Source organism: Negadavirga shengliensis (assembly GCF_042652345.1).
In the GTDB taxonomy this organism is placed as follows: domain Bacteria; phylum Bacteroidota; class Bacteroidia; order Cytophagales; family Cyclobacteriaceae; genus Negadavirga; species Negadavirga shengliensis.
On record NZ_JBHSJJ010000015.1, the window covers coordinates 108,260 to 132,968 of the forward strand.

Genomic DNA, 24,709 nt, shown 5'->3' on the forward strand with positions numbered 1-24,709 from the left:
AAAACTTCGGATGAGGGTGTAAAGTTCATGATTTTTATCCATTTACATAAATGGTCCGGTATACATTTCTGTAAAAATTATATGAAATGCATGCGCTTCCGAGGTTTTACTTTTGTGCATAGCTTTTGAAACTTAAAAGGACACAAGTCATGTTAAAAAAAATCGAACTACCGGTAACGGGTATGAGCTGCGCAGCTTGTGCAGTCAGCGTGGAGTCCACCCTTGCCCACACTGAAGGAGTGAAATCCGCGGAAGTGAATTACGCCAACCAGTCAGCGATCATAGAACTGGCCGAAGCCTCCGCTGATCTGGAAGTCATAAAGAAGGCTGTACAATCTATTGGTTATGACCTCCTCATAGAAAAACCCCAAGCAGAAGAACTGGAAAAACAACAGGAAGAAGCCTATAAAAGAATCCGCAAAAACACCATCGCTTCCGGCATCCTCGCCTTACCGGTGTTCATCATCGGCATGTTCTGGATGCATATGCCATACGGCAATTATATCATGTGGGCCCTGACCTCTCCGGTTCTGCTGGTTTTTGGCCGGGACTTTTTCACCAATGCCGTGAAACAAGCAAAAAACGGAAAAGCCAACATGGATACCTTAGTGGCCCTCAGTACCGGCATTGCTTATATTTATAGTACATTCAATACCTTTTTCCCAGAATGGCTGGCCTCCAGGGGCATGGAGCCTCATGTTTACTTTGAAACCGCGGCCGTCATCATCTTTTTTATTCTGCTGGGCAGAATGCTCGAAACCGGAGCGAAAGCCGGGACCAACGAAGCACTGAAAAAATTAATGGGGCTCCAGCCCGCTCATGTGATCCTGTTTCAAAACGGGACGGAAACCACCGTACCGGTAGGCGAGGTAAAAAGAGGTGAAATCGTAGTGGTGAAGCCGGGACAAAAAATCCCCCTCGATGGCAACGTTATAAAGGGAAGCTCTTATGTCAATGAAAGCATGTTGACCGGAGAACCTATCCCTGTGGGCAAAAAACCCGGGGACAAGGTATTTGCCGGCACCATCAACCAGCAGGGGAATTTTCAGTTCGAAACCACCAAAACCTCCAATGAGACCCTGCTTTCTGAAATTATCGAGAGAATAAAAATCGCCCAAGGCTCCAAAGCCCCCATTCAAAAAACCGTGGACAAGGTCACTTCCTATTTTGTCCCTACCGTCCTCATAGTGGCGGTGGTCACCTTTATCATTTGGAGCATAAGCGGGTATGAGGATGCCTCTTTGAGAGGAATGCTATCGATGATCACGGTGCTGGTCATCGCATGCCCCTGCGCACTGGGACTGGCGACCCCCACAGCCATTATGGTGGGAATAGGAAAAGCCGCATCCATGGGGATATTGATAAAAGATGCAGAAAGTCTGGAACTGGGAAGAAAAACCGATACCCTGATACTGGATAAAACAGGCACCATCACCGAGGGGAAACCCAAAGTAGGAATGGTACATTGGCGGGACGCTCAAATCAATGAACATATGCTGATTCCCGTTGTTGAGGCTTTGGAAGGTAAAAGCGAACACCCATTGGCTTCAGCCATCCAAAACCATTTTGCCCATGACGGCGTCAGACCGGAAATAAATGATTTCAAGTCAGAAACAGGCAAAGGCGTCTCGGGCATCGCCCATGGCAAACTTTATCGAATCGGCACCTTAAAATGGCTGCAATCTTCAGGTGTTTCCCTGGACCATAAGCTGATCCAAAAGGGTGAGGAACATCTGGAAAATGGGAGCATTGTGGTTTACGTTTCGGAAGACACTTCTTTGATCGGTGTGATCAGCATCACCGATAAAATCAAAGCAGGCTCCAAAGCGGCAGTAGAGAAAATCACGCAAATGGGAATCGAAGTGCATATGCTGACCGGGGATCAGGAAAAAACGGCCGCGACTGTGGCCCGGTCTGTCGGCATTTCCCATTATGAAAGCGGCATGATGCCCGAAGACAAAGCAAATTATATCAAAGCTTTGCAGCAAAAGGGAAAAACGGTGGCCATGGCGGGAGACGGGATCAACGACAGCGAAGCCCTGGTGCTGGCAGACCTGGGAATCGCCATGGGCAAAGGAACCGATATCGCCATGGATGCTGCAAAAGCTACCCTGATGCATTCCAACCTACAAGACATCCCGCTACTGCTACAGCTCAGCAAAAAGACCGTTGTCACCATACGGCAAAATCTTTTCTGGGCATTTATATATAATATAATCGGTATTCCTATTGCAGCGGGGATATTGTATCCTGCCTTCGGTTTCCTGCTCAATCCCATGATCGCGGGAGCAGCCATGGCACTGAGTTCGGTGTCTGTAGTCAGCAATAGCCTGCGCCTGAAGTTCAGCAATTAAGATGAGCCATGCCGGTTCATCACCTTCAACATGTTAAACACAAAAACAAATACAACCGTTATGATCAAGTTAAAAACAAATGTAAAATGTGCTGGCTGTGTGGCCACCATCACACCCTCCATGGAAAAGTTGAAAGCCAACCACTGGGAAGTAGACCTCCAGCATCCTGACAAGCTACTCACAGTAGAAGGAAAAGTCACGGAAGATGAGGTAAAGAAAGCCTTGCAAAACGCCGGATATAAGGGGGAATCTATTTGATCAATAAAGGGGCAGAAGGCAAAAAATTTATTACTTTTGCCCCTGCGTTTATGATCAACTACCAGCAATTTACTTTAGAGAACGGACTGAAAGTTTTGGTCCACGAAGATCCATCTTCGGAAATGGCTGTTTTTAACCTCTTGTACAAAGTAGGTTCAAGAAACGAGGTCCTGGGAAAAACCGGACTTGCGCACTATTTTGAGCACCTGATGTTTGGCGGGTCCAGGCATGTGGCCAATTTTGACAGTGAACTGGAAAGGGTAGGCGGTGAATGCAATGCGTTTACCAATACAGACATTACCAACTACTACATTAGCCTTCCGGCCATCAATATTGAAACAGCGTTTTGGTTGGAATCCGACAGGATGATGCATCTCAGCCTGTATGAAAAAACCATAGAGGCGCAGCGAAGCGTGGTCATTGAAGAATTTAAACAACGGTACCTCAATCAGCCCTATGGGGATGCCATGCATCATGTGAGAAATCTTGCTTACCAGCTACATCCCTACCGTTGGCCTACGATAGGGGAGAAAATCGAGGATATTGAGCGGTTTGAAAAAAAGGACCTGGAGGACTTTTTCAGCAAATATTATTCCCCTGACAACGCCATTTTGGCCATAGCAGGAAATATCAAGCCTTCAAGGGCCTTTCAGCTCGCCCAAAAGTGGTTTGGAGCCATTCCCCCCAGTCCGGTTAAACATGATGCTCCTCCCGCAGAGCCGGTGCAGCGGGCTAAAAGAACAAAGACGGTTTTTGCCGAAGTACCCACGGATGCACTATATAAAGTCTATCATATTCCTGGAAGACTGGAAGAAGACTACATACCTTGTGACCTGATTACGGACATTATTGGATTTGGAAGGTCTTCTCTTCTGGAACAAAAACTGGTCAAAAACTCTTCGTTGTTTGCCAGTATCAGCGCCTATGTGCTGGGAAATGAGGATCCAGGCCTGATGGTCATTACCGGAAAAATGGAAAAAGGCGTGGATGCGGAAAGGGCCGAGGAGGCTTTGGACAGGGTTCTGGATGAATTTAAATCCACGGCCATTGACGACAAGACGTTGGAAAAGATAAAAAACCAGTCGGAAGCCATAAAGACCTATGAATCGGTAAAACTGCTGAACCGCGCCATGAAACTCGCCTATTATAGTCACCTGGGCAGTCCTGATCTTTATGAAAAAGAGTTTCAAATCAAACTTAAGACGACCAGCGAACAAATCCTCCGTGCGGCCAAAAAATACATGACAGAAGAAAACGCTTCTGTGGTATATTACAAGCGGGAGCAAAAAGCAACCCTGGCATCACAAGAGGTTTAACTTAACTAACTATGAAGACTTTCAGAGTAGGTTTCGGATATGATGTTCATCAACTAAAAGAAGGTTATCCATTTTGGTTAGGCGGGATACAAGTGCCCCATGAAAAAGGCGCCGTTGGTCATTCAGATGCAGACGTGCTCATCCATGTTATCTGTGATGCGTTGCTCGGTGCCGCGAACCTCCGGGATATAGGTTACCATTTTCCCGACCAAGATCCCCAATACAAAGGAATTGACAGCAAGTTCCTGCTTAAAAACGTCGTGGGACTGCTGAAAGAAAACGGCTTCAAAATCGGCAATATTGACAGCACGGTTTGTTTGCAGTTACCCAAAGTCAACCCACATATTCCTGCCATGCAAAAATGTCTGGCAGGAGTCATGGACATACACGAGTCACTTGTTTCCATCAAAGCGACCACCACAGAAAGGCTTGGCTTCGTAGGCAGGCAGGAAGGTGTCTCAGCGTATTGTGTTGCATTGATCTATCAAGAATAATCCTGGCGATATGGACAAAGGACCCAAAATCATAATCACAGAGGATGGATCACACTCTGTTTACCTACCTGAAATCAACGAAAGCTATCACTCTACCCACGGGGCCTACCGGGAATCCATCCATGTTTTCCTTCTTTACGGTTTGGAAGCATGGTATGCCCGCAACAGGGGCAAATTCCCGATAAGGGTATTTGAGGTCGGATTCGGGACTGGACTCAATGCCTGGCTCACCCTGATCTGGGCGGAACAAAACCAAGTACCTGTCCTGTACCATACCATTGAGCCTTATCCTCTGCCAAAAGAAATTTATTCCCAGCTTAATTTTACACAGCTTGATGAAACCCTGACTCCTTATACCCCTTATTTTCAGCGGCTTCACCAACTGGACTGGGATCAGGGAGTGCCAGTCACCGATTATTTTAATATAAAAAAAGAAAAAACCACGTTGGAGCAGGTCAGTCTATATCATGCTGACGTGGTATATTTTGATGCTTTTTCCCCAAAAAAGCAACCCGATTTATGGAACAAAAATATGTTGGAAAAAACCGTAGATGCCATGAATCCCGGGGCGGCGTTTGTCACTTATTGTGCTGCCGGCCATCTGAAGAAAAACCTGCAGGAACTTTCGTTGACATTGGACCAGGTTCCCGGTCCCCCTGGTAAAAAGGAAATGACAAGAGGGTGGAAAACATCCTAAACAGACATATTGCCGTCGTCTTGTACCTCAGTATGATCTGTTGGGTTTCCGGATGCCAGAAAAAGGCCGGTGATTCATCCGCAACAGAATATCCCCTCCGGCAGAACGACGGGAGCCTTGCTACCAAAGAAACAAGCCCATCCTTGAAGAAAACCGAAAAAGAAGGGTTCTATTCGGAAAAGGACGGAGAAAGTATTGTTCAGATGATTTATGCAGAAAACAACTGCTATTATGAGTCTACGATTTCAGAAGGAGTCCGGATCAACAATTTTTTTTATCCCAAAATCCAAGATGCTTTCCTTTTTGAGGACAAGTTCTATTTGAAAGTCTCTTTTCCGGTTGACCATGCGGGAAAAGTAGCTTTCAGTCTGCCTCGGATCAGGGACTATGTGAAAACAGCTATCGAACCTGAAAAACACCAGGTTGTCATCAATGATGCCCTTGACCTGAGTCAAATTGAGTTTGAATTAACCTATCACCCCGCAGAAGGCGACACGCTGGTAAAAACAGAATATTCTTTTATGTATGTGATTTTTGAATAATAATAATAATAAGAAGAAGAAGAGGCTGTCCCAAAAGCAAAAATTATCAGACGGAAGAAGGCCGATTCCAGGAATCAAAAATGATTTCCGGTAGTTGATCCAACGCTTTTGAGACAACCTTTCCAGGCTGGGTTATCCTGATTGCTCATGGTCAGCTTTTCGGCTGGACCTTTCCAATGACAATGCTGGCCATCCCGTTTCTCACGAAATGTTTACCGGTTACATCTACTTGCTCAGCGGCATGGTTTTTTAAAGACTGATAGGGCGAGGCGTTTTTATGGTCCTCAACCAAGAGATAAACTTTCCCATCCGCAGTCAAAAGCCCCATAGGCATTCCATTGTTGATGCATTTTTCAGCACATCCTTTATGCCCTTCACCTTTAGCACCCCCGGCCATGTAGCAGGAAAGATCCAATACTTCTCCGGTTACGCTGATTTCTTCCCCATCGCCATCTTTTTCATTGGCTTGGGAAGCAAAGAAAACAAAGCAGCAAAGGGCAAACAGAATCATGCCCATGCGATAATCCATTGATGTGAGTGTTACTTTTTTCATATGAAAATTTGTTTAGAAAGACGTTCTAAAAAACAATATAGATATAATAAAAATAAATTTCAATAAAATACCCAATCAATCAATTATGGGTTTAATCTGGTCAATACTTGCTTGGCTTCGTGCCATTTTAACCTCGGGCCAAACTGGCTCACTATTTTTGAGGAAGCCATGCTGGCCAGCTTCCCGCTGGACGCGAATGAATGCCCATTGGTGATGCCATACAAAAAGGCCCCGGCAAACATATCACCCGCGCCGTTACTGTCCAGGGCTTTGGTAGGATAGGGTTCAATGTCAACAAACGTATCCCCGTCGAAAATCATCGCGCCGTTTTTCCCCTGGGTAATGACAAAATATTTCGCCACCCTCTTCAATTCCTCCCTGGCTTCCATTAAATCGTCCTTTCCGGTAAAAAGCCTGGCCTCATCCTCATTTGCAAAAAGCATGTCTACGCTGTGGCCTATCAGACCATCAAAAGCGGACTTAAAATATTTGACCATCGAAGGATCGGAAAAGGTCAGGGCCACTTTGGTGCCGTTATCTTCTGCAATTTTTTTGGAATAATGCATGGCTTCTTTTCCCGATGGAGACGTGACCAGATAACCTTCCAGGTATAAGTATTCAGAATTCCTGATGGCATTTTCATTCACCTCGTTGACGGACAAATCCTGCGTAATGCCCAGGAAGGTATTCATGGTCCGCTCCGCATCCGCTGTCACCATTACGAGACATTTTCCCGTAATACCTTTCTCCAGCCTGTTTGCTTCCAGGTTATTGTCCACACCCGCATCTCTGAGGTCATCTACAAAAAACCTTCCCAACTCATCATCCGCTACTTTGCAACAGTAATAGGCATTGCCTCCGAACTGGCTAAGGGCTATCATGGAATTCGCAGCAGAACCGCCACACTGCATTTTGGAGGTTTTAGTTTTAATAACCCGCATCAGTTCAGTCTGCCTTTCCTCATCCACTAAGGTCATCAGTCCCTTTTCGATTCCGTGTTTGTCAAGAAAATCGTCACTGACTTCAAACTCGATATCCACCAAGGCATTGCCGATACCCGTCACGTTGTATTTTTTTTTCATCCTGTTGATTTATTTATGGTAAGCTAGTTGAGATCCTTTTTTCCTGCCAGGTACTGTTGCCTGCCGACAATCGCCGCTAACGCAGATACGACCGCCATAATCACCAATCCAAAAAACTCCCGGTTGATCTCCATCTGTTCGGTTTTCATGGTCAGGTCTTTTTGTGCCCATTCTTGAGAAATCCATCCCCCGATATTCTCCGGCCAAAAAAACATCGCCACAATAAGATAACCAAAAGTCAATACTACCAGTATTCGAATAGGAAAAAATCCGAAAGCTCCCAGCCCCGACATGGTTGCTGCCAAAAGATATGCCGGTACCCACCACTCGGGATCCGGATCATTCAGTTGCAGGTAAGCAAACAGCAGAAAAAGTAAAGCCCAAACGCCAAAAAAAACTTTCCATGATTTATTCATATGTATCAGATTTAGGAATAAACTTCATTTCAAGACTCACTCTTTGTCATAATTGGTAAACAGAATCATTCCGTTGTTAAGCCAGTCCTGGGTCGTTATCAGCGGTCAAGCCCCTTGGACCTGCTTTAATATCAGCCCATACACATCTGTCGGCTCCATGTCTGTACCGCTTATCAGATCTTGGTTTTTGGTAGCCAGCAACGGCCAATCCAGCACACTCTCATTGATCCTACCATGAGATCCCTTCACCAAACGGGCATCCAAGGGGATTACATCCATCAGGTACCTGAAGCCCAATTTTTTCTGCAACAGTTTCCAACCGATCTTAGCTTTTAAAAATTTGATCTCCGGATCAGCAAACATCTCCACGGGATCATATCCCGGCTTTCTGTGGATATCCACCGTCCTGGCATAATCTGGGGCTTTTATATCATCCAGCCAGTAGTAATAGGTAAACCAGGAATTTTTATCCGCGACAGCTACCAGCTCTCCGGCTCTTCCGTGATCAAGGTGAAATGCTTTCTTCCCCTCCTCATCCAAAACCTTTTCTATCCCCGGGGTCCCTTCCAAGAGGGCCTTAACCGCGGGCAGGTCATTCTTATCTTTCACATACACATGTGCCAATTGATGGTCCGCCACAGCAAATGCCCTGCAGGTACCCGCATCCAACGTCTCCAGCCCCAGTTCATTTTTTACCTGAATATAACCTTCTTTTCTCAATATCCTGTTGATATGGACCGGATGATGCACAGAAGTAATGGCGTATTCGGAAAGCAGGATGACTTCTGCGCCTCGGTGCTCATAATATTTGATGAGGTTTTCGCACAACGCGTCAATTTCACGCAGGTCTTTGCTGATTTTTCCGAAATCAATCCCATGCTTCTGCAGGCCATAATCCAAATGCGGCAGATAGATAAAGGTAAGGGTCGGGTCGTGCCACTCATCCACTTTGATGGAAGCATCGGCGATCCATTTACTCGAAGCGATGTTGGCATTGGGGCCCCAGAATGAAAACAAAGGAAACTGTCCCAGTTCCTGCTGAAGCCTGTCCCTTAAATCCATGGGCTGGGAATGAACATCCGGTAATTTCCTGCCATCAGAAGGATATAGGGGTCTAGGCGTCACGGCATAATCCACGTCTGAGTACATATTGTACCACCAAAACATATTGGCGCAGGTAAATCCCGGATCAGCGGCACGCAATTCATCCCAGATTTTGGGCGATTGCACCAGGTGGTTGGACTGGCGCCAGAATTTGACTTCGCATTCATCCCTAAAGTACCAGCCATTCCCCACAATGCCGTTTTCGGAAGGCCATCTTCCTGTGAGGTAGACCGATTGTGATGAACAGGTTACCGCGGGCAGTACCGGCTTCACATGAGCCAACTTCCCCTCATCCACCCACTTTTTCAAAAAAGGTGTATGTTCACCCAAAAGCCTGGGCGACAAAGCAACTACATTAAGTACAACCGTTTTTTTCATGGCAGTTTTGATTTTACCCATTCCAGCTCCCGGCTGATATCTCCTTCCAAAGTCCGGTGCATATCATGGGGAAGGACTTCCCAAGTATATGTCTCCACTTCTAAATGAGCCGTAAATGCATGACTACAATTTAGCTCCAACACCTTCAATATATCGGACTGGGTAGACTGTAACAATCCATAAGAATCCACGAATACCGGAACATGAAAATGTATCCTCCATTCCCCGTCATCGGTATCGGCCAGGTTAACCAAAGCATCCGGCAAATCGGGGTAAGAAGTCAATGTGCCTTCCTGGTTCCTTCCTATCACTTGATGGAGGTAGGTAGATTCCACAAAGGGAAGGAGGGCTCTCTCCACGTCTTTCCTTTTCTTTTTATCCTGTGGGATTTTCACTTTCAGTGCCGCACTGATTTGTATTTTCCCGGTTTTTATCCCTTCTCTCTCAAATGCCGCCACCACCGCGCCATGGTCCTCATACGCCACCGCAAAATGACAGACATCATAACAAACGCGGATATGTTCCTTCACCACAGCGGCTGCTTCCGTTTCGGGCAAGCCCAGTTGTTCAAAAAGCACCGTTGTCCCCAAGGGAATGAGCCACTCTTTAAAAAAATCAATGACTTCTCCGGCATTCTCCAATAATCCATCGGGTTCCGGCTCAATGTCTAAATGCAATACCTGACCCGTTGTGGCTTTGATCTTATGCAGATGCTGAACCACCTCCAACAAATGCTCACAGGATTTCCTCTTCACAGCTTCTATGGCTTTTTCTCCATGATGCCAATGCCTGTACGTCAAGGGTGAAGTGGAGATCCCTCCATCCATTCCCTCCGGCAGCAGCTGGGCGAGAATATCAAATAACCTCAGGGTATAGGCCAGCCTCTCCGGAGTAGTCCAGTCTGGGTGATGGACCTCATCCTTCACCACTTGTCTGTGAAACCCGCCAAAAGGAAACCCATTAAACGTGAAAACATAGCATTGCTCTTCTTCCAGCCAGCGTTTGAACTCACCTAGGTTATCCCCTCGGAGGAGTCCGACACTGGCTTCATCAGAAAGCCTCAACCCGATGGCAAAAGCCCCGTCCGGAGAAACGTTTTTTTTGATGTTGGGCACATATTTTTTTAAATTGTCAAAAGTGGCTTCCCAGCTCTCCCCTGGATGGATATTGGTACAGTAGGTCAGGTGGACATTTGCAATCTGCATTTAAGGCGAATTTGTTATGTGGAATATGGTAATTTAAAATAAGGACAAAATCTATCAGGCATTTTGACCTTCAAGTTGAAAACTTTTTAGTCTCTCCACAGCTTCAAGAATAAGATTCTTGTCCATTTTATGTACTTCTACACCCTTTCCTATCTTTTCCAATAAGGTGATGGTCAGCTCCCCCCCCAGATGTTCCCTGAATTCCTCCAAGCCTGCTAATAAAGCGTCACCCGAAAGATCCGGTACATAAAGTTCAAAACCCAACTGTTTGGTAAGTTGCAACACCCTGTACATTTCGCTCTCGGTAATCATCCCTATAAGATGGGAATAAGCTGTATCCAGCGCGATGCCGATCGCTACAGCCTCCCCATGACGGACACTGTATTGACTTAAATGCTCCAGTTTGTGAGCAGCCCAATGACCAAAATCCAAGGGCCTTGATGAACCTGTTTCAAAAGGATCCTTCCCTGCAATGTGGTCAAGGTGCATTTGGGCACACCTGTATATCAATTCATCCATTGCAGGATGATTTTTATCCATTAATGCCGCAGCATGATTTTCTATCCATTCAAAGAAACCTGCGTCTTTTATCAAAGCCACCTTTATCGCCTCGGAAATCCCCGATCTCCAATCCCTTGGTTCCAGTGTCTTTAAAAACGTGCTGTCATTGATCACCGCATATGGGGGAGCAAAGGTGCCTAGAAAGTTCTTTTTCCCGAAAGCATTGATGCCGTTTTTGACGCCTACCCCTGAATCGTTCTGAGACAGTACCGTGGTAGGCACCCGAATGTGTCTGATGCCCCTGTGCGCAATGGCTGCGGCGAAGCCTACCATATCCAACACAGCGCCACCGCCCACGGCAACTATATAAGAATGCCGGTCTATTCCAAACTCGTGCGTAGCGTCGAGAACCTGCTGCAATATGCCCTGATCGTTTTTGACCCGCTCGCCACCTGGTACAATCAGCGGCGACGCACAAAGGGTAAAAATGGCTTTGTAGGTGTCAGCGTAAGCGCGGATTTTCTCTTCAAGATCAGGGTGTGCATTTACCAAGCCCTCGTCCAACACAAAATACACCTTGGTTTTTTTTCCGGCTCCGATGGTTTCTGCAAGCAGCGTGTTTTCAGTATCAAACAGGTTTTCGGTAAAAAATACCGAGTACCTGAAAGGAACCTGAAAAGCCTGTTCTATCGATTTGTGCTTAATTTTTTTCATTTCATTTTTACTCCCCGCTTAAGGGCGCACGATTTTTATATAATCTTTTACTCTCTATAGTCATAAACCCCTTTTATGCCCACTAGGTTACAGCAAACACCTTCGCCAACTTCAATGAAAGCGGTAACAGTAGAAGAATACACAACCCGACCACCCAGCCCGAAAAGGCAGAGGCAAGTGTGGCATTCAATATGATCAAAGCCAAAACAGCGGCCTTTACTGCTTTCCCGATTAACGACGGTTCCTGAAACTTCAGCGCTCTCCACAAGGGCGGGAAAATAAAATAGACCAGTAAAATTAGGAAAGGAAGGCTTTCCCACCAATTTTCATAGTGAATAAAAGACAAAATAAAAATAGCAGTCACGATAAGCAGATAAATGAACATGCCCCCCTGAAGGGCGCTTTTGTTTTTGCCGTGCACTTCCCCCCTGCTAACCATGGTTATCGCTGCCACGTAAAACAGTGGGATCAGTCCCAGGTACCAGTATTTCCCGATCATTTCCGGAATAACACTGACGCCGAGAAGTAGATTCCCTGCCCTGCATAGTCCCATATTAATGGGGCCAAAAATTAACTGGTGCTTTCCCCAGGCATCATACAGTACGGCGAGCAAAGCTATGGATATAGCGATCCAACCGCTGAATGCATTGACCATCCATGCGGCAAGTACCCCCATAAGCATCAATCCAAAGGCCATCCATCCCGCGCTGGTGACGGTAGCCTGGCCACTGGGTATGGGGCGTTCCGGTCTTTCTTTGGCATCCAGCTCCGCATCAAAAACATCGTTAAAAGCTACGCCTCCTCCGTATAAGCCGATTGTAGAAAGCATCAACCACAAGAGGGAAAAAAACCAATAGGTGTCCTCCATGGGATAAAGGAGCCACACAGCTCCCGAAACCGAAAAACCTGCCAGAATATCAGCTATTGCCGTCACGATGTTGGCCGGCCTGGTAAGCCGGACATGCGCCTTCAATTTCCCCATTTAACCAATCAGTTCTCCACCGCTCCTGAAGCTCCTTTTTCCACTCTGGGTGTCTGCCCACCGCGAAGTACCGTGCTTCCCCCATGTTTTTTGGTCTGATCTATAGGTTCTCTTTCCAGCCAGTCCCTTTCTTCCATTTGTCCACTCTGGCCATAGGCGGTAAGGGCGTTTTGATAACAGGTAAGCCGGATATGCTCCTCGGGAATTCCTTTTTTCCGCATCAAATCCGCCGTCTTTGGCACCGCGAGCGGATCGCTGATACCCCAGTCAGCGGCGCTGTCTATGATGATCCTTTCGGGACCGTATTTTTTGACAACTTCCACCATCCTTTCACTGCCCATTTTTGTATGGGGATAAATGGTAAATGCTGCCCAATAGCCTCTATCCAAAACCTCTTCTACCGTCTCCTCATTATTATGGTCCACGATCACCATGCCCGGATCGAGGCCGTGCTCTTCACTGACGTCCATGCTTTTGGTGGTTCCTTTTTTCTTGTCTCTATGGGGCGTATGAATCATTACAGGCAAACTTACTTCCTTAGCAAGCTCCAACTGCAGGCGGTAAAATCTATCCTCAGCTTCCGTCTGGTCATCGTATCCGATTTCACCGATGGCTACCACCCCCTCCTTGCCCACATATAAGGGCAAAAGCTCCATGACTTCCTCAGCAAGAGGGACATTGTTGGCCTCTTTGGAATTCAATCCTATTGTGCAATAGTGGACAATGCCAAATTGCTTTGCCCGGAATCTTTCCCAACCCACCAGACTGCTAAAATAATCCTGAAAACTACCGACTTTGGTACGGGGCTGTCCCAGCCAAAAGGCCGGCTCGATGATGGCGACAATTCCTGCCTTTTGCATCGCCTCATAATCGTCCGTTGTCCTGGAAGTGACATGTATATGGGGATCAATGTACATCATAACTACTGTATTTTTAAGGCTAACCTAAATATATTATTCTTCAATTCAAAAGCATTCTTGATGGCCGGGGTTTCCCATTTTCTGAAAACCGGCCAGCGGGTCACTATACTGTGCCTTTTTTGTAATATTCCTTGCCTATGGAGGACCAGTTAATCCCTCCCAAATCCAGGGCTGCCTTGATCTCAGGATAAGGTTCCAGCAGGGAGAGCGCAGCCGAAGACCCGTTTGCCCGCAAAGCCAATCCTGCCGCCTGTTTTTCCAATTCTGTTCCGGACTTCAACACCTTCTTGAATAGCGATACCGCGTCATCATCCAAATAAGGTCCGACAAAACGCCACAGTTCAGGAAAAACTTCCCTTCCGGCCGACCAGCGTTCATGCACATAATCCACAAGTGTATTGGCGAGATCTTTATTGGCCCGCCCGTCTGCACCTATAATCCGATACAGGGGGCGCTGTAAAAATATGGCTTTAAGTACCAGCTGGTTCCAGGCTTTTTCGTCAAGGTGATCGGCCGGATAGGGGTTATCCAGTGCCACGGCATCAAACACAGAAGTAATGTTGGTCCGCAGCCCTTCCGAGGCTCTTTTGGTTAGCTTTTCCGGAAAGGGCAAAAGCGGCAGAGCACCATATAAAGCCTCCTGCTCATGCATATCCGCGGTTTCAAATAACGTGTCCATTAGACTCAGCCACTTATCATTTTCCTCAGACACCGCCTGAAGCAGCAAAAAGCACCGGGCAGCTCTAAGGCTGTTCCATTTTTGAGGCATAAACCCCTTCCTTACGCTATCTGCTGCTTCGATCTCTTCCTCAGTTAAGATCCATGGATCTTTTGAAAAATGCCGGGATGCCTGGCTGAACGCCAGAAACAGTTTTGTTTCCGACCCCGCCGTGTTGATTTTTTCGCACTGTTGATACAGCCAGTCTATAGATTTCTGAGGGCTGGTTCTTTGAAGGAGCTGATTCAAGTAGGATTTTGCCTGCGAAAGAATTTGGTTTTTATCTCCCATGGTCAATCTTCATTTTATTATATGTAAAGATAGCATTAATTCATCGTACAGGTAAGGAATATGAGTTTAATCATACTTTACAGGCGACGGTATTGGGCTAAAAAACAAATCTAAGCCGGTACACCACCAGCTTAGATTTGTCCATACCGAAGCCATTGGGCTCCGAATTATCCAAAATATGCTATCGGATGAAAGAACTTAGCCGTCCCAATCCACGCCGGTGTCCTTCCAGCTTCTTGATGTCGCCGAATCCAAGACCGCCTGGCACACCTTTTGGGTTTCATAAGCATCTTTGAAGGTAGGCGCGCAAGCGGCATCACTTTCCAGGCTCTTAAAGAAATCGGCCACCTGATGGATAAAGGAATGTTCATAACCTATACAGGTCCCCGGAATCCACCACCTGTCCATATATGGCTGGTCACCGTCTGTCACGTGTATGGATCTCCATCCCCTGACAATAGACTCATCATTGTGGTCAAAATATTCAAGGCGGTTCAAGTCGTGCAGGTCCCAGCGTATGGAAGCATGTTCGCCATTGATTTCAAAAGTATACAGGGCTTTATGGCCTCTCGCATACCGGGTAGCTTCAAACAGCCCCAGAGAACCGTTATCGAAATGGCAGTGGAAAGCACAAGCATCGTCAATGCCTACTTTCTGCTTTTCACCGCTTCCCTGGTGGACCCTTTCTTTGATAAAAGTCTCGGTCATGGCAGACACATCTTTGATACCCCCGTTCAGCCACATGGCTGTATCGATGCAGTGTGCCAACAAATCCCCGGTGACTCCGGATCCAGCAGCATCCACATCCAGCCTCCACAGTGCATCACCCCCTTGAGGCAATTCGGGGTTAATGGTCCAGTCCTGAAGAAAATTCGCCCTGTAGTGGAAGATTTTTCCCAGCTTCCCGGAATCCACCACCTGCTTGGCCAAAGTGACAGCAGGGATCCTTCGGTAGTTATACCAAACCGTATTTTTTACTCCCGCTTCTTCTATCGCTTTTACCATGGCTTCAGCTTCTTCCAGTGTTCTCGCCAATGGCTTCTCACAGAGTATCATCTTGCCGGCCTTTGCCGCCGCTATGGCAATTTCCGCATGGGTATCGTTAGGGGTACAGATATCTACCGCATCCACGTCATCCCGCTCGATGACCTTCCTCCAATCCGTCTCATAGGAAGCATATCCCCATTGCTCAGCAAAAGCTTTGATTTTTTCTTCCCTTCTCGAACATGCCACCTGCAACACAGGCCGGTATTCGTATTCCGGAAAGAAGTCTCCCAGTCTTTTATAACCGTTGGTATGGATCCTTCCCATGAGGCCCGTACCTATCATTCCTATTCTTATTTTTTTGGTCTCTTTCATCTTTAAATTTTTTTATAAAAAGAAATGGATAAAACATAGGGGCGTACCAAGCCGCGGTTATTCGCTCCACCCGTGGGCCTCACGGACCTTAATCATCGCTGCCAGGATGTCGTTCCAGGTCTGTTGTTTTTCCATCACGGCATTGGGAAACATACAGCCGTCCCAGCAGATATGTTGGAAGGCCTTGGTCAAGTTTCCGTTTTCATCCCTCAACCAGTAGCCCGCATCATGGGCGATGTCCAGCAGCCCGTTGGGGTCGGTAGCCTGGCAGTGACGGCCGGTCTTGTCATGGGAACCTGAACCAAATACGGAACCATCATTCTGCGCCACATGGAAGTCAATGGTCCATGGGCGAAGTACGTCGGTAATGGTCTTAAGGGCGGCCTTGATGGATTCCCGGTCACCTTTATCAAAATCCTTGGGCAATACCCGGTGCTCGGGAGCATTGTAGCCCATGGTATACAGAAAGGTATGGGACATATCCGCCTGAAAACCGATGTTGGGTCTGTCCACCATTTCCAAAGTTTCGATCATGTATTTCCAGCTGTGCATACCGCCCCAGCAGATTTCGCCTTCAGCAGCCAGCTTTTCACCAAAATCCGCCGCCACATCACAAGCCTCCCTGAAAGTCTGTGCTATCAACTTGGTATTTCCTGCGGGATCCTTGGCCCAATCTGAAACGGACGCCGCCGAGTCAATCCGGACAACCCCATAATGTCTCACCCCCAGCTCCTTCAATTGCTGGCCAAAAACACAGGATTTCCGGACCATGTCCACAAAAGTTTTACGGGCATCATCAGACCCCATGGCCGAGCCTGCCCAAATGGGGGCCACCAGAGAGCCTATGTTGAGATTGCGCTCCGAAACCTTATCCGCCAACCTCTTTGCTTCATCGGGATCATCCAGGTTAAAATGAGGTTCAAGCAGTCCTAAGTCTATGCCATCAAATTTCACTCCGTTGACCTCTGCCGCAGCAGTCATTTCCAGCATGCTATCGAAGGGAATTACGGGCTCCGAGTCCGGCCCTTTCCCTACAAGTCCGGGCCAAGTGGCGTTGTGAAGTTTTGGAAAATTGTTCATGGTATTTTAGCGTTATTTGTTATTGAGTTATTTGTTGTTGAGTTCGTCGGCGTCCGCCTGGCTATTCCCTGACCTTCAAATCGGGATTTCTTGGACCAAAATGCTTCAGCATCACAATAGGATCCGACTTGGATAGGTTGGTGATTTTCACTCCCTCGGAAGCTGCCTTTTCCGAAACAAAATACTCGTCATGGGTCAATTGGCCAAAACGGATCAAGGCGGGAGTTTCTATGTCCCAGGGGCCCATTTTTCCATAGCCCTGCATCATAATCATACCATAGGCTGCCGCATCTTTGATGACAACGGTTTGCCCCGGAAATACCGTCAGTTCCTTGGCACTGTAATCGTGGGAACGGTAGCATATCCAGTTTTCATGATAGCCCGCTGCTTGCATTTCATTGGCATCCCTTACAGGAATGGGTTCCATATAGCGGGTTTCAAGCAGATTTGGATTGACATTTAGCTCCCAGTCAATCATTTCAACCAGGAGATCATAGTCCCCGATACGGTCTTTTGGCGTCGCATTCCATAGCAATTCCTCGGGAATGATCGCTTCATTAACCAGGGACTGGTACATGGCAAAAATATCAGAAGCCTTCTGCGGCTCATAGGTACAGAGACTACCCGGAGCATGCAGCATCCCCGGAGGCACATCCCAGCCCGTCCCGGGCTGCAGTTTAAAGGCCTGGGAATAATTGGTGATGCGATTGTCTCCCTTGTTGAAATTCATCAGACATTCTCTGATCTGATCTTTGGTGGTACCGGGAGCAATTCCAAAGAAGGTATAAGGATAATCCCCGCCATGATTGTTCAGTTGCGGAGGGTAATAATATGCTTCGGGTTTGCCGTTTTGGCCGGTCAGCGCCCCAAACTCATCATTGGGATGGATGTGGTGTGGTAGCGGTCCCATATTGTCAAAAAACTTTGAGTACATCGGCCAGGATTTGTATTCATTCCAGATCCGGTTGCCGATGATCTCACCGCCAAGTTCATCGATGGCATCTTTCAAAAGGAAAAGGTCGGTTTTCCCTCCATCCTCATAGGCGATATGGCTGAGACCTTCATTCTTACTGGTGAGAGGGCCGTTTTCAGCGGGTGTGGTAGACGAAAACCACCGCTCGTCGATCCCTCCCCGTGCCCCTCCCAGGGCATAATAATCATCGGGATGGAGTTTGATCCGCCTTCCCGGAACACAAAAAGAACGGGGTACCCAAGTAGGGGTCAGTCTTAAAATTCCGTCGCCCTGATCTAATGCTTTTTTTGCCAAACTCATAGGTTGTAATTAGATTTATTGTTGTATAGTCGAGTAATTGTTGATTTCCAATAATGATTTTTTTTCTGTTTCTGTCCCAAGGATCTCAAACCGCAACTCATACTCCCGCTTCTCTCCCGGGCCAAGCTCAATAAGGGTTCGCTCCTCTCTTGCTTGGGATTGGCCGATTGGAGGATGAGTGGCAGGTTCCAGTGCGGTAACATATTCGTTCTCCCCCCAATGCTGCCAGTTCACCAGCCAGGGCAATTGTTCCTTTTTAAAAATCAACACAGTGGCCAGATCCAGTTTGGGATTGTAAAAGCCCGCCTTACAACTTCCGGAATGGTCCGCCTCAGGTTTGATAAAAGCCACATCCTCTCCGGTACCGGCATGTGCCTGCAGGGGCGCAGGACACTTTTTAAAATTGTTGTTGCGATTAAATATCCTGTTGTTTTTGCTGCCATCGCGGGCCGACCAATCTCCTTTCCAGATAATCTCTGTTCCCTCGTCTACAAGCGGCCACCCGAAATTAAAATGGTACAAAAGCATGTGCGGAACGGTTATGTTGGACTGATTGACCACTTCATCCTTTATCTCAAGAAAAGGTTGGCCCAATTTTCCCGAAATGGTTCTCTTTAACATCAAATGAGGTCCGAATACTTTGGTTTCCCTTATCACGCCGCTGATATGCATGTCCAGATCCCCGGAAAAGGGGTCGGGCTGCTTGATGGAAACCACCTCGGCAGGAAGGTTACTGATGTGTCCGTGTAACCCTCTTTGTCCAAAATCATCCTCTTCAGGCCCACCTACATGGGAAAGACCACATGTGGTCAAAAATCCACCGGTAAAAGTCCTGAGCCAATCCACGCCCTTATCCGAAAAACGGGATGGCGGAGTGATTCCGACCTGACTGATCCAAGAGAGCCCATGCTGCAAATAAAAAGCCTCAGCAATATCCATTGCCCTGTCCAACACCACCTTATACCTCAATCCGGCTCCCGTGTCTACCCAGGCAATCCGGACACCTCTTCCCGGTCCGTTGTCCAGTACGGAGGTTTCTATACCCCCTATTTGGGAAACATGGCCGACTTTGCCTTTCCACGGCAGGGAGGTTGAATCAGGGGTTTCAGGCATGGGTTAATTGATGGTTTAGGATTCCAATATAATCATTCCTCTTTGATAGACTATCCTGTTCTGTCGGGTTTTGGCAAAACCCGTGATCAAAATCATCCACAAAGAGGTCAGGTATTAAAGTTCTTTGATGTAAAGTTCCCTCAGTTCCACTTTCATGGGAGGTCCCGTGTGTACCTGAATCCCCAGATATCCTTCCATGGCCCTGTTTACCGGATCTTCATCCGTCACATCACTCATCAGTGTTCCGTTGATATAATGTTGCAGCCTGTTCCCCTTGATAACAAGGTGGAACTCATTCCAATCTTCTTTTTTAACCAGGTTCCTGAGGGAATCCCTGTCACCCAATGACGCGGTGACTTCAAGACCCAGCCAGGCATTTCTTTCAATATTGGCTCTCAAGTCGCCCGCCTTTTCCTGGGGGTTGATTTTTGTTTTCTGGCCTATATAGGCGAGTGTTGTCCGCTTTCTTTCCTCATAATTTTGGCCGGTATAATTGTTTTTACCATCCATGTCCGCCTGATAACCGCGGAGGGCGTAGGGAATGGTATCCAGCCGCTCACTTCTGTATTGAATACCAGAGTTTCCGCTTTCGGATATTCTGAATTCCCCTTTCAGTTCAAAATCGGCAGGTTGTCCTCCCTGCCATATAAGGAAGGTATTGCTCTTCAATGGCGTATCCTCGGTAAGCTGGCCCACGATATGGCCATTTTCAACCCGCCAGTACATGGGGTCTCCTTCCCAGCCGCTCAATGATTGGCCGTCAAAAATGGAAACAAACCCGTCATCGTTATCTTGTGGTTGCGAGGCATTGTCGGAACCCTCTTGGGCGCCTCCTCCGCATGATGCGAGGACTGCCAGGGCAAGGCCATATATGAGTGTAAGTTGTTTATTTGCGGTTTTCTTCATCATCAGGAATATTTGATGTAAAGCGTTCAGGCCAAACAAATCTTGCCTGGCCTGAACAATCTTTACAATGAATGTATGTTATTGATAAACTTCATGTTCAGGATTACCTCCGGAAATCAGGTATGCCATCAGGTCTTTCAGTTCTTCTTCATTTAATCTGTTGACCAATCCCGGAAGCATCACGGAAACATCCGAATATTTGGTTCTGGTTACCTTGCTTTTGGGAATTTCCCGTAAGTTTTCTGGGTCAAAAGGATTTTGGGAGACATAATAGGCATTGTCATCTTCACTGATCAATCTGCCTACCACGGAGCTTTCATCATCAAGATAAAATACCGTTGCCTCATATTGGTCTGAAATCACGTCACTTGGGTTAATGGTTGATTCCAGGATATCCCTGGCAGAGAAGCGGGTTCCAAGTTGTGTAAGGTCAGGACCTACCGCTCCACCCTCTCCCCGCATGGAATGGCAGGAAATACAGAGTGTGGCATCATACATGGCCTTACCTTTTTCCAGGTCACGGCCGCGAAGGTCATCCATTAAAGGCATGGCCTCTTCCACGGTCCATCTCCTACCCGGTCCTTCCGGCTGAATTTCAGAAGACCTTACATCGTTGCCGCTTCCGGTGAGCAGATCAGCACCCGACAGCGTATTATAGTAGTCAAATTTGGATTTGGGCACAGTGGCCAAAGCCATTTTCCTGGAACGGTCGATAAAGCCTACATAGCTTCTCCCTCCTTTATATTGGAAGGCGTCATGGGTCCAGTTGAAATATTTCTTATAATATTCATCAGTCCAGCCGGCCTTGGCCCCGCCTAATGTAGTGGCATAGTAAGTCTGTTGTGCGGGCGGCACATTGGCCAGCATATTGGCAATGTCCAGGCCGTATTGAGGGTTTCTCATGATGAGATCTGAAGATGCCGTAAAGGTTTTTTGATAATTCGGATCATCTTCAGCAGTTTCCAGCAGCGCCAATAATTTCGGTACGGCACTAGACGCTTCCAGTTTCACCAAAACTTTGCCCATTACCCGGTTGATCCGGTTGCTCTGGGCCGGAAACTGGTCATCCAGATAGGCTATCAGCTGATTCCTTGTGCTTCCTGAAGGATTTCCGTGTCGTGCCAATACCAGCTCAAAGGCCCTGGAAAGGTTCATTTGATCTTCTTCATCCAGACTTCCATAATCAACCCGCATCAATGCCTGCAACATAGGATTGAGCTGGGATTTATTACCGTGCCTGGCCAAAGCAATGACAGCTTGGGTCAAAGTCCGCGGATCCTTTTCATTCAATGCCTTGGACTGCCATTCAGGCAATGGTTGGTGTTCAACCGCTATTCTGGCCGCATATTGGACAAATCGGTCAGGATGCTTCAGGTAAGGCCAGGCAAAGTCTATGGCACCTTCTTTTGGGCCGGTATGATAATCTTCAAGCTGTCTTCTGATTTTGTGCTCCTCGGGAAGGTCCGTTTCTTTCAAATCAGCCCTTTTCCCGTTGTCTAAATCCCTGGTATAATAAACCCTGTATACATCTGATTCGAGCCTTCTGCCTCCTGTCATAAAGTACATGGCGCCGTCAGGGCCAATCACGCCATCCGTCAAGGGCAAAGGAGACCCGGAAATGAATTCCTCTGCTGTAGCCTTATAGGTACCTCCTTCGGGTTCCAGGTTAATAGAATAGATGATCCCAAAGCTCCAGTCAAAAGCAAACAGCGATCTCCTGTATTTTTCGGGAAACTTCGCATCACTTCCATAAACCACATTTGTGGGAGAACCCTGCCCTATGTTCAGAATAGCGGGAAGGTTGTCTGTATAATCCGGGGACCACTTGAGATTACCGGTTCTCCAACCGTATTCACTGCCGCTGGTGACATGGTTGATCCGGGTAGGCCGGTACCAGGGCATGCCGAAATCCCATTCCATGTCCGAGTCATAGGTGAACATGTCCCCTACTTCGTTGAAAGCGATGTCAAAGGGATTCCTGTAACCTACACTGAAAAGCTCCCATTCTTTGCCCTCCGGGTCGATTTTGGCGATCCAGCCGCCTGGGGCCCCTCTGTTATTGGCGTGTCCCCTGGGGTCTTTGATCTCCGGCAAAAGATTATCATCCTGCCATACCCGGGGAATCCTGTAGTGGTCCATTTCAGGGACGTCTATGTGGTTTCCGACAACAATATAAATCGAGTTGCCATCAGGAGACACGACCATACTATGAGGGCCGTGTTCCCCCGGACTACCCGTAAAGGTACGGATGGTGGTGATTTTATCGTACTGGTCATCCCCATTGGTGTCCTCGATCCGGTAGAGTCCGGTACCTTTGTCAAAATCGTCATTGGGGTTATGGTTGACCATCACATAGACGCTGTTAAAAGCATAAAGCAGGCCCTGGGCATAACCCATGCCTATTTTATCATCCCCGTTGGGGCCGATTTTCAGTTTCTCCACCTTCGGACGGAGCGAATCCGATCCTATTTCGGGTATTTCAAGCCTGTACAGCGCTCCATACTGGTCTACAGTGAGTAGCCTGCCTTTATTATCAAAGGTCATGCCTACCCATGATCCCTGGTCATTTTCTCCCGGACTGTATAGATGCTCCGCTTTGAATCCAGAGGGAAGTTTGAGCTTTTCCACTTTTGGGTGAACCTCTTCCTCCGCTCGTTTACCACATGATCCCAAGATAAACAGGACCAGTGATACCATCAGCAAGTTCTTGATTGAGTGATTACTGTACATATTTTTGTTGTTGATTTCTGTTCCGGTGAAGCAAAGTGCGCATATATAAAATTTTCCAAAATTAAAATTAAATTAATTTTATGGGTATTTAAAACCAGTTATTACGAAATACAGCCTTTAATCATAAAAAAAACAAGAGGCAGCGGAAAGAAAACAAGCTTTCCGCTGCGCTGTTTGATTAGATTATGCCTTAAATAACACCATTTTTTTGCATTAGAAATGAGGCGTTATCTCCGCCTCAGCCGCCGGCAGAGCATAATATTTGGTGATGTTGGTAAAGGCGTGAGACCTAAATGTATGTCCCGCGGGGTAATAATAATCCTGTGGATTGGCCACAGCCCTGGCTCCAAAATCCCCGATAATTTCCTGAACCCTGTCTGCACGGGTGATGTCAAACCACCTTTTGTTTTCAAAGGCTAGCTCAACCCTTCTTTCCTTGAAGATGGCTTCTCTCATTTCGGACTGCCCCGCCGCATTCGTGTTCCCTAATCCGGCCCTGTTTCTTACCTCATTCAAATATTCGGCAGCCTCTACCGTTTTACCTTGCTCGTTCAGCACCTCCGCAAGGAAAAGTAATACTTCGGCATACCGGTAAATGGGCCAGTTGATCCCGTGGTTCCCATGCAAATCATGGTGCTTTGCATATTTTTTAATGTAAGGATATACTTTATCTTGCCGGTCGCTTCCTGAGATTTCAACATAGGCTATGGAAGCATCCTTTCTCGAATCCCCCTCCTCATACGCAGCAATAATATCTGGTGTAGGAATGTTGTTCCCTTCACCATCAAGAGGTTGCGTATTAGATGTTCCGGTAATTGGCTGCAACTCTTGGGGAGAAATTGGCCTTGGCATAAAGTTATACAGGAAACTACTGTTCAAACCTTCGGGGCCTTCAAGGTACTGTATCTCAAACAAGGATTCTTTGGTGTTTTTGTTGCCTACACTTTCTGAAAACACATCTTCATAATTATCTATTAGTCCGTACTCTCCGCTGCTTTCAATGGCTTTGAGCAGGGTTTCAGCCTCAGCCCATCTTTTTTGGGTGATAAACACATCTGCCAATAACATTTGGGCCGCTCCCTTGGATGCCCTGCCGATGCCCTGCTGGGACCTTACCGGCAATAAATTAATGGCGGCTTGTATATCGCCTATCAGGTGGTTATAGATATCTGCCTCTGGCGTTAAAGGCAGGGCAGCTTCTTCCCTGGTAGTCACAGGAGAAAGGTGAAGAGGCACACTTCCAAAATACCGGGCCAGTTCATAATAGGCGTATCCACGTAGAAACAGCGCCTGACCTTTCAGGTTATCTTTAGCCGTCTGGTTGAATTCCACATCGTCGATCAGGTCCAAAATCTGGTTTGTCCTGGCGATGATCAGGTAATCCTGTCGGTATTGGTTCAATACGTGCACATTTGGAGTGATACCCTGCGCTTCCGGTACGGCATGATCCGAAAGGTCTTCCTGCTGCTCGGTAGCTCCAAAGTTGATGTTCCGCGCATAAATGGTATTGTCGGAGCGCATTTCGGTTAACAACCAAGAACGGTCATTGGTAATGGTTCTCAACGGTGCATAGGCTGCATTTACTGCCTGTTCAAAATCTGACTCCGTCTGAAAGAAGGTAGCAGAACTCAGTGCGGTTTCCGGGGCTATGGTCAAGAAATCTTCACAGCTTGACAGTATGATTCCCAAAAGCGCTATAATGATATTTATTTTTTTCATTTTT

The 24,709-nt window shown here is 47.1% G+C and carries 22 protein-coding genes; 6 read left to right on the plus strand and 16 right to left on the minus strand.

Annotation, left to right across the window (positions count from 1 at the left end):
• The first annotated feature begins 149 nt into the window (after positions 1-149).
• The 6 genes from ACFPFU_RS20580 to ACFPFU_RS20605 are packed head-to-tail and all read left to right on the plus strand — an operon-like array spanning position 150 to position 5,661.
• The gene (locus tag ACFPFU_RS20580; RefSeq protein ID WP_377067653.1) at positions 150-2,354 is read left to right on the plus strand and encodes a heavy metal translocating P-type ATPase; all 2,205 of its coding nucleotides are present in this window, start codon (positions 150-152) and stop codon (positions 2,352-2,354) included.
• Positions 2,355-2,414: 60 nt separating this feature from the next.
• The gene (locus ACFPFU_RS20585) at positions 2,415-2,612 is read left to right on the plus strand and encodes a heavy-metal-associated domain-containing protein (protein ID WP_377067655.1); all 198 of its coding nucleotides are present in this window, start codon (positions 2,415-2,417) and stop codon (positions 2,610-2,612) included.
• Positions 2,613-2,662: 50 nt separating this feature from the next.
• Positions 2,663-3,928 (plus strand): M16 family metallopeptidase, encoded by a 1,266-nt coding sequence (locus ACFPFU_RS20590; RefSeq protein ID WP_377067741.1) that lies wholly within the window; start codon positions 2,663-2,665, stop codon positions 3,926-3,928.
• Positions 3,929-3,939: 11 nt separating this feature from the next.
• The gene (gene ispF, locus ACFPFU_RS20595) at positions 3,940-4,422 is read left to right on the plus strand and encodes a 2-C-methyl-D-erythritol 2,4-cyclodiphosphate synthase (protein WP_377067657.1); all 483 of its coding nucleotides are present in this window, start codon (positions 3,940-3,942) and stop codon (positions 4,420-4,422) included.
• A gap of 10 nt (positions 4,423-4,432) precedes the next feature.
• Positions 4,433-5,119 carry a tRNA (5-methylaminomethyl-2-thiouridine)(34)-methyltransferase MnmC2 gene (gene mnmC2, locus ACFPFU_RS20600; RefSeq protein WP_377067659.1) on the plus strand — a complete coding sequence of 229 codons (687 nt, stop codon included), beginning with the start codon at positions 4,433-4,435 and terminating at the stop codon, positions 5,117-5,119.
• Positions 5,104-5,661 (plus strand): hypothetical protein, encoded by a 558-nt coding sequence (locus ACFPFU_RS20605; protein ID WP_377067661.1) that lies wholly within the window; start codon positions 5,104-5,106, stop codon positions 5,659-5,661. The genes mnmC2 and ACFPFU_RS20605 overlap by 16 nt, the downstream gene beginning before the upstream one ends.
• A gap of 151 nt (positions 5,662-5,812) precedes the next feature.
• Here the strand turns inward: ACFPFU_RS20605 and ACFPFU_RS20610 are convergent, their stop codons facing one another.
• The 16 genes from ACFPFU_RS20610 to ACFPFU_RS20685 form a co-directional block, all read right to left on the minus strand.
• A complete protein-coding gene (locus tag ACFPFU_RS20610; RefSeq protein WP_377067663.1) occupies positions 5,813-6,214 on the minus strand; it encodes a hypothetical protein in 402 nt (133 codons plus the stop codon).
• Between the two features lie 83 nt (positions 6,215-6,297).
• Positions 6,298-7,296, minus strand: coding sequence for an adenosine kinase (locus ACFPFU_RS20615; RefSeq protein ID WP_377067665.1), 999 nt, complete (start codon positions 7,294-7,296; stop codon positions 6,298-6,300).
• 23 nt (positions 7,297-7,319) lie between these two features.
• Positions 7,320-7,712: a transmembrane 220 family protein gene (locus tag ACFPFU_RS20620; protein WP_377067667.1), complete on the minus strand. Its 393-nt coding sequence runs from the start codon at positions 7,710-7,712 to the stop codon at positions 7,320-7,322.
• A 105-nt stretch (positions 7,713-7,817) separates the two neighbouring features.
• On the minus strand, positions 7,818-9,194 hold the full coding sequence (locus ACFPFU_RS20625; protein ID WP_377067669.1) for an alkaline phosphatase family protein: 1,377 nt from the start codon (positions 9,192-9,194) through the stop codon (positions 7,818-7,820).
• Positions 9,191-10,399 (minus strand): metabolite traffic protein EboE, encoded by a 1,209-nt coding sequence (gene eboE, locus ACFPFU_RS20630; protein WP_377067671.1) that lies wholly within the window; start codon positions 10,397-10,399, stop codon positions 9,191-9,193. The genes ACFPFU_RS20625 and eboE overlap by 4 nt, the downstream gene beginning before the upstream one ends.
• A gap of 54 nt (positions 10,400-10,453) precedes the next feature.
• The gene (locus tag ACFPFU_RS20635; protein WP_377067673.1) at positions 10,454-11,614 is read right to left on the minus strand and encodes a 3-dehydroquinate synthase; all 1,161 of its coding nucleotides are present in this window, start codon (positions 11,612-11,614) and stop codon (positions 10,454-10,456) included.
• Between the two features lie 82 nt (positions 11,615-11,696).
• Complete coding sequence (gene eboC / locus ACFPFU_RS20640) at positions 11,697-12,596, minus strand: UbiA-like protein EboC (RefSeq protein WP_377067675.1); 900 nt, start codon at positions 12,594-12,596, stop codon at positions 11,697-11,699.
• 8 nt (positions 12,597-12,604) lie between these two features.
• A complete protein-coding gene (locus ACFPFU_RS20645) occupies positions 12,605-13,516 on the minus strand; it encodes a TatD family hydrolase (protein ID WP_377067677.1) in 912 nt (303 codons plus the stop codon).
• 103 nt (positions 13,517-13,619) lie between these two features.
• Positions 13,620-14,525, minus strand: a complete 906-nt coding sequence (locus ACFPFU_RS20650; protein ID WP_377067679.1) for an EboA domain-containing protein — start codon at positions 14,523-14,525, stop codon at positions 13,620-13,622.
• A 198-nt stretch (positions 14,526-14,723) separates the two neighbouring features.
• Positions 14,724-15,884 carry a Gfo/Idh/MocA family protein gene (locus ACFPFU_RS20655; protein ID WP_377067681.1) on the minus strand — a complete coding sequence of 387 codons (1,161 nt, stop codon included), beginning with the start codon at positions 15,882-15,884 and terminating at the stop codon, positions 14,724-14,726.
• A 57-nt stretch (positions 15,885-15,941) separates the two neighbouring features.
• Entirely contained in the window at positions 15,942-16,964 is a 1,023-nt protein-coding gene (locus ACFPFU_RS20660; protein ID WP_377067683.1) for a sugar phosphate isomerase/epimerase family protein, read from the minus strand.
• Positions 16,965-17,025: 61 nt separating this feature from the next.
• Positions 17,026-18,237: a hypothetical protein gene (locus tag ACFPFU_RS20665; protein WP_377067685.1), complete on the minus strand. Its 1,212-nt coding sequence runs from the start codon at positions 18,235-18,237 to the stop codon at positions 17,026-17,028.
• Positions 18,238-18,252: 15 nt separating this feature from the next.
• Positions 18,253-19,350, minus strand: coding sequence for an aldose 1-epimerase family protein (locus ACFPFU_RS20670; protein WP_377067687.1), 1,098 nt, complete (start codon positions 19,348-19,350; stop codon positions 18,253-18,255).
• Positions 19,351-19,464: 114 nt separating this feature from the next.
• The gene (locus ACFPFU_RS20675; RefSeq protein ID WP_377067689.1) at positions 19,465-20,259 is read right to left on the minus strand and encodes a 3-keto-disaccharide hydrolase; all 795 of its coding nucleotides are present in this window, start codon (positions 20,257-20,259) and stop codon (positions 19,465-19,467) included.
• 75 nt (positions 20,260-20,334) lie between these two features.
• Positions 20,335-22,986 carry a PQQ-dependent sugar dehydrogenase gene (locus ACFPFU_RS20680; RefSeq protein ID WP_377067691.1) on the minus strand — a complete coding sequence of 884 codons (2,652 nt, stop codon included), beginning with the start codon at positions 22,984-22,986 and terminating at the stop codon, positions 20,335-20,337.
• Between the two features lie 213 nt (positions 22,987-23,199).
• Complete coding sequence (locus ACFPFU_RS20685; RefSeq protein ID WP_377067693.1) at positions 23,200-24,705, minus strand: RagB/SusD family nutrient uptake outer membrane protein; 1,506 nt, start codon at positions 24,703-24,705, stop codon at positions 23,200-23,202.
• Between the last annotated feature and the right edge of the window lie 4 nt (positions 24,706-24,709).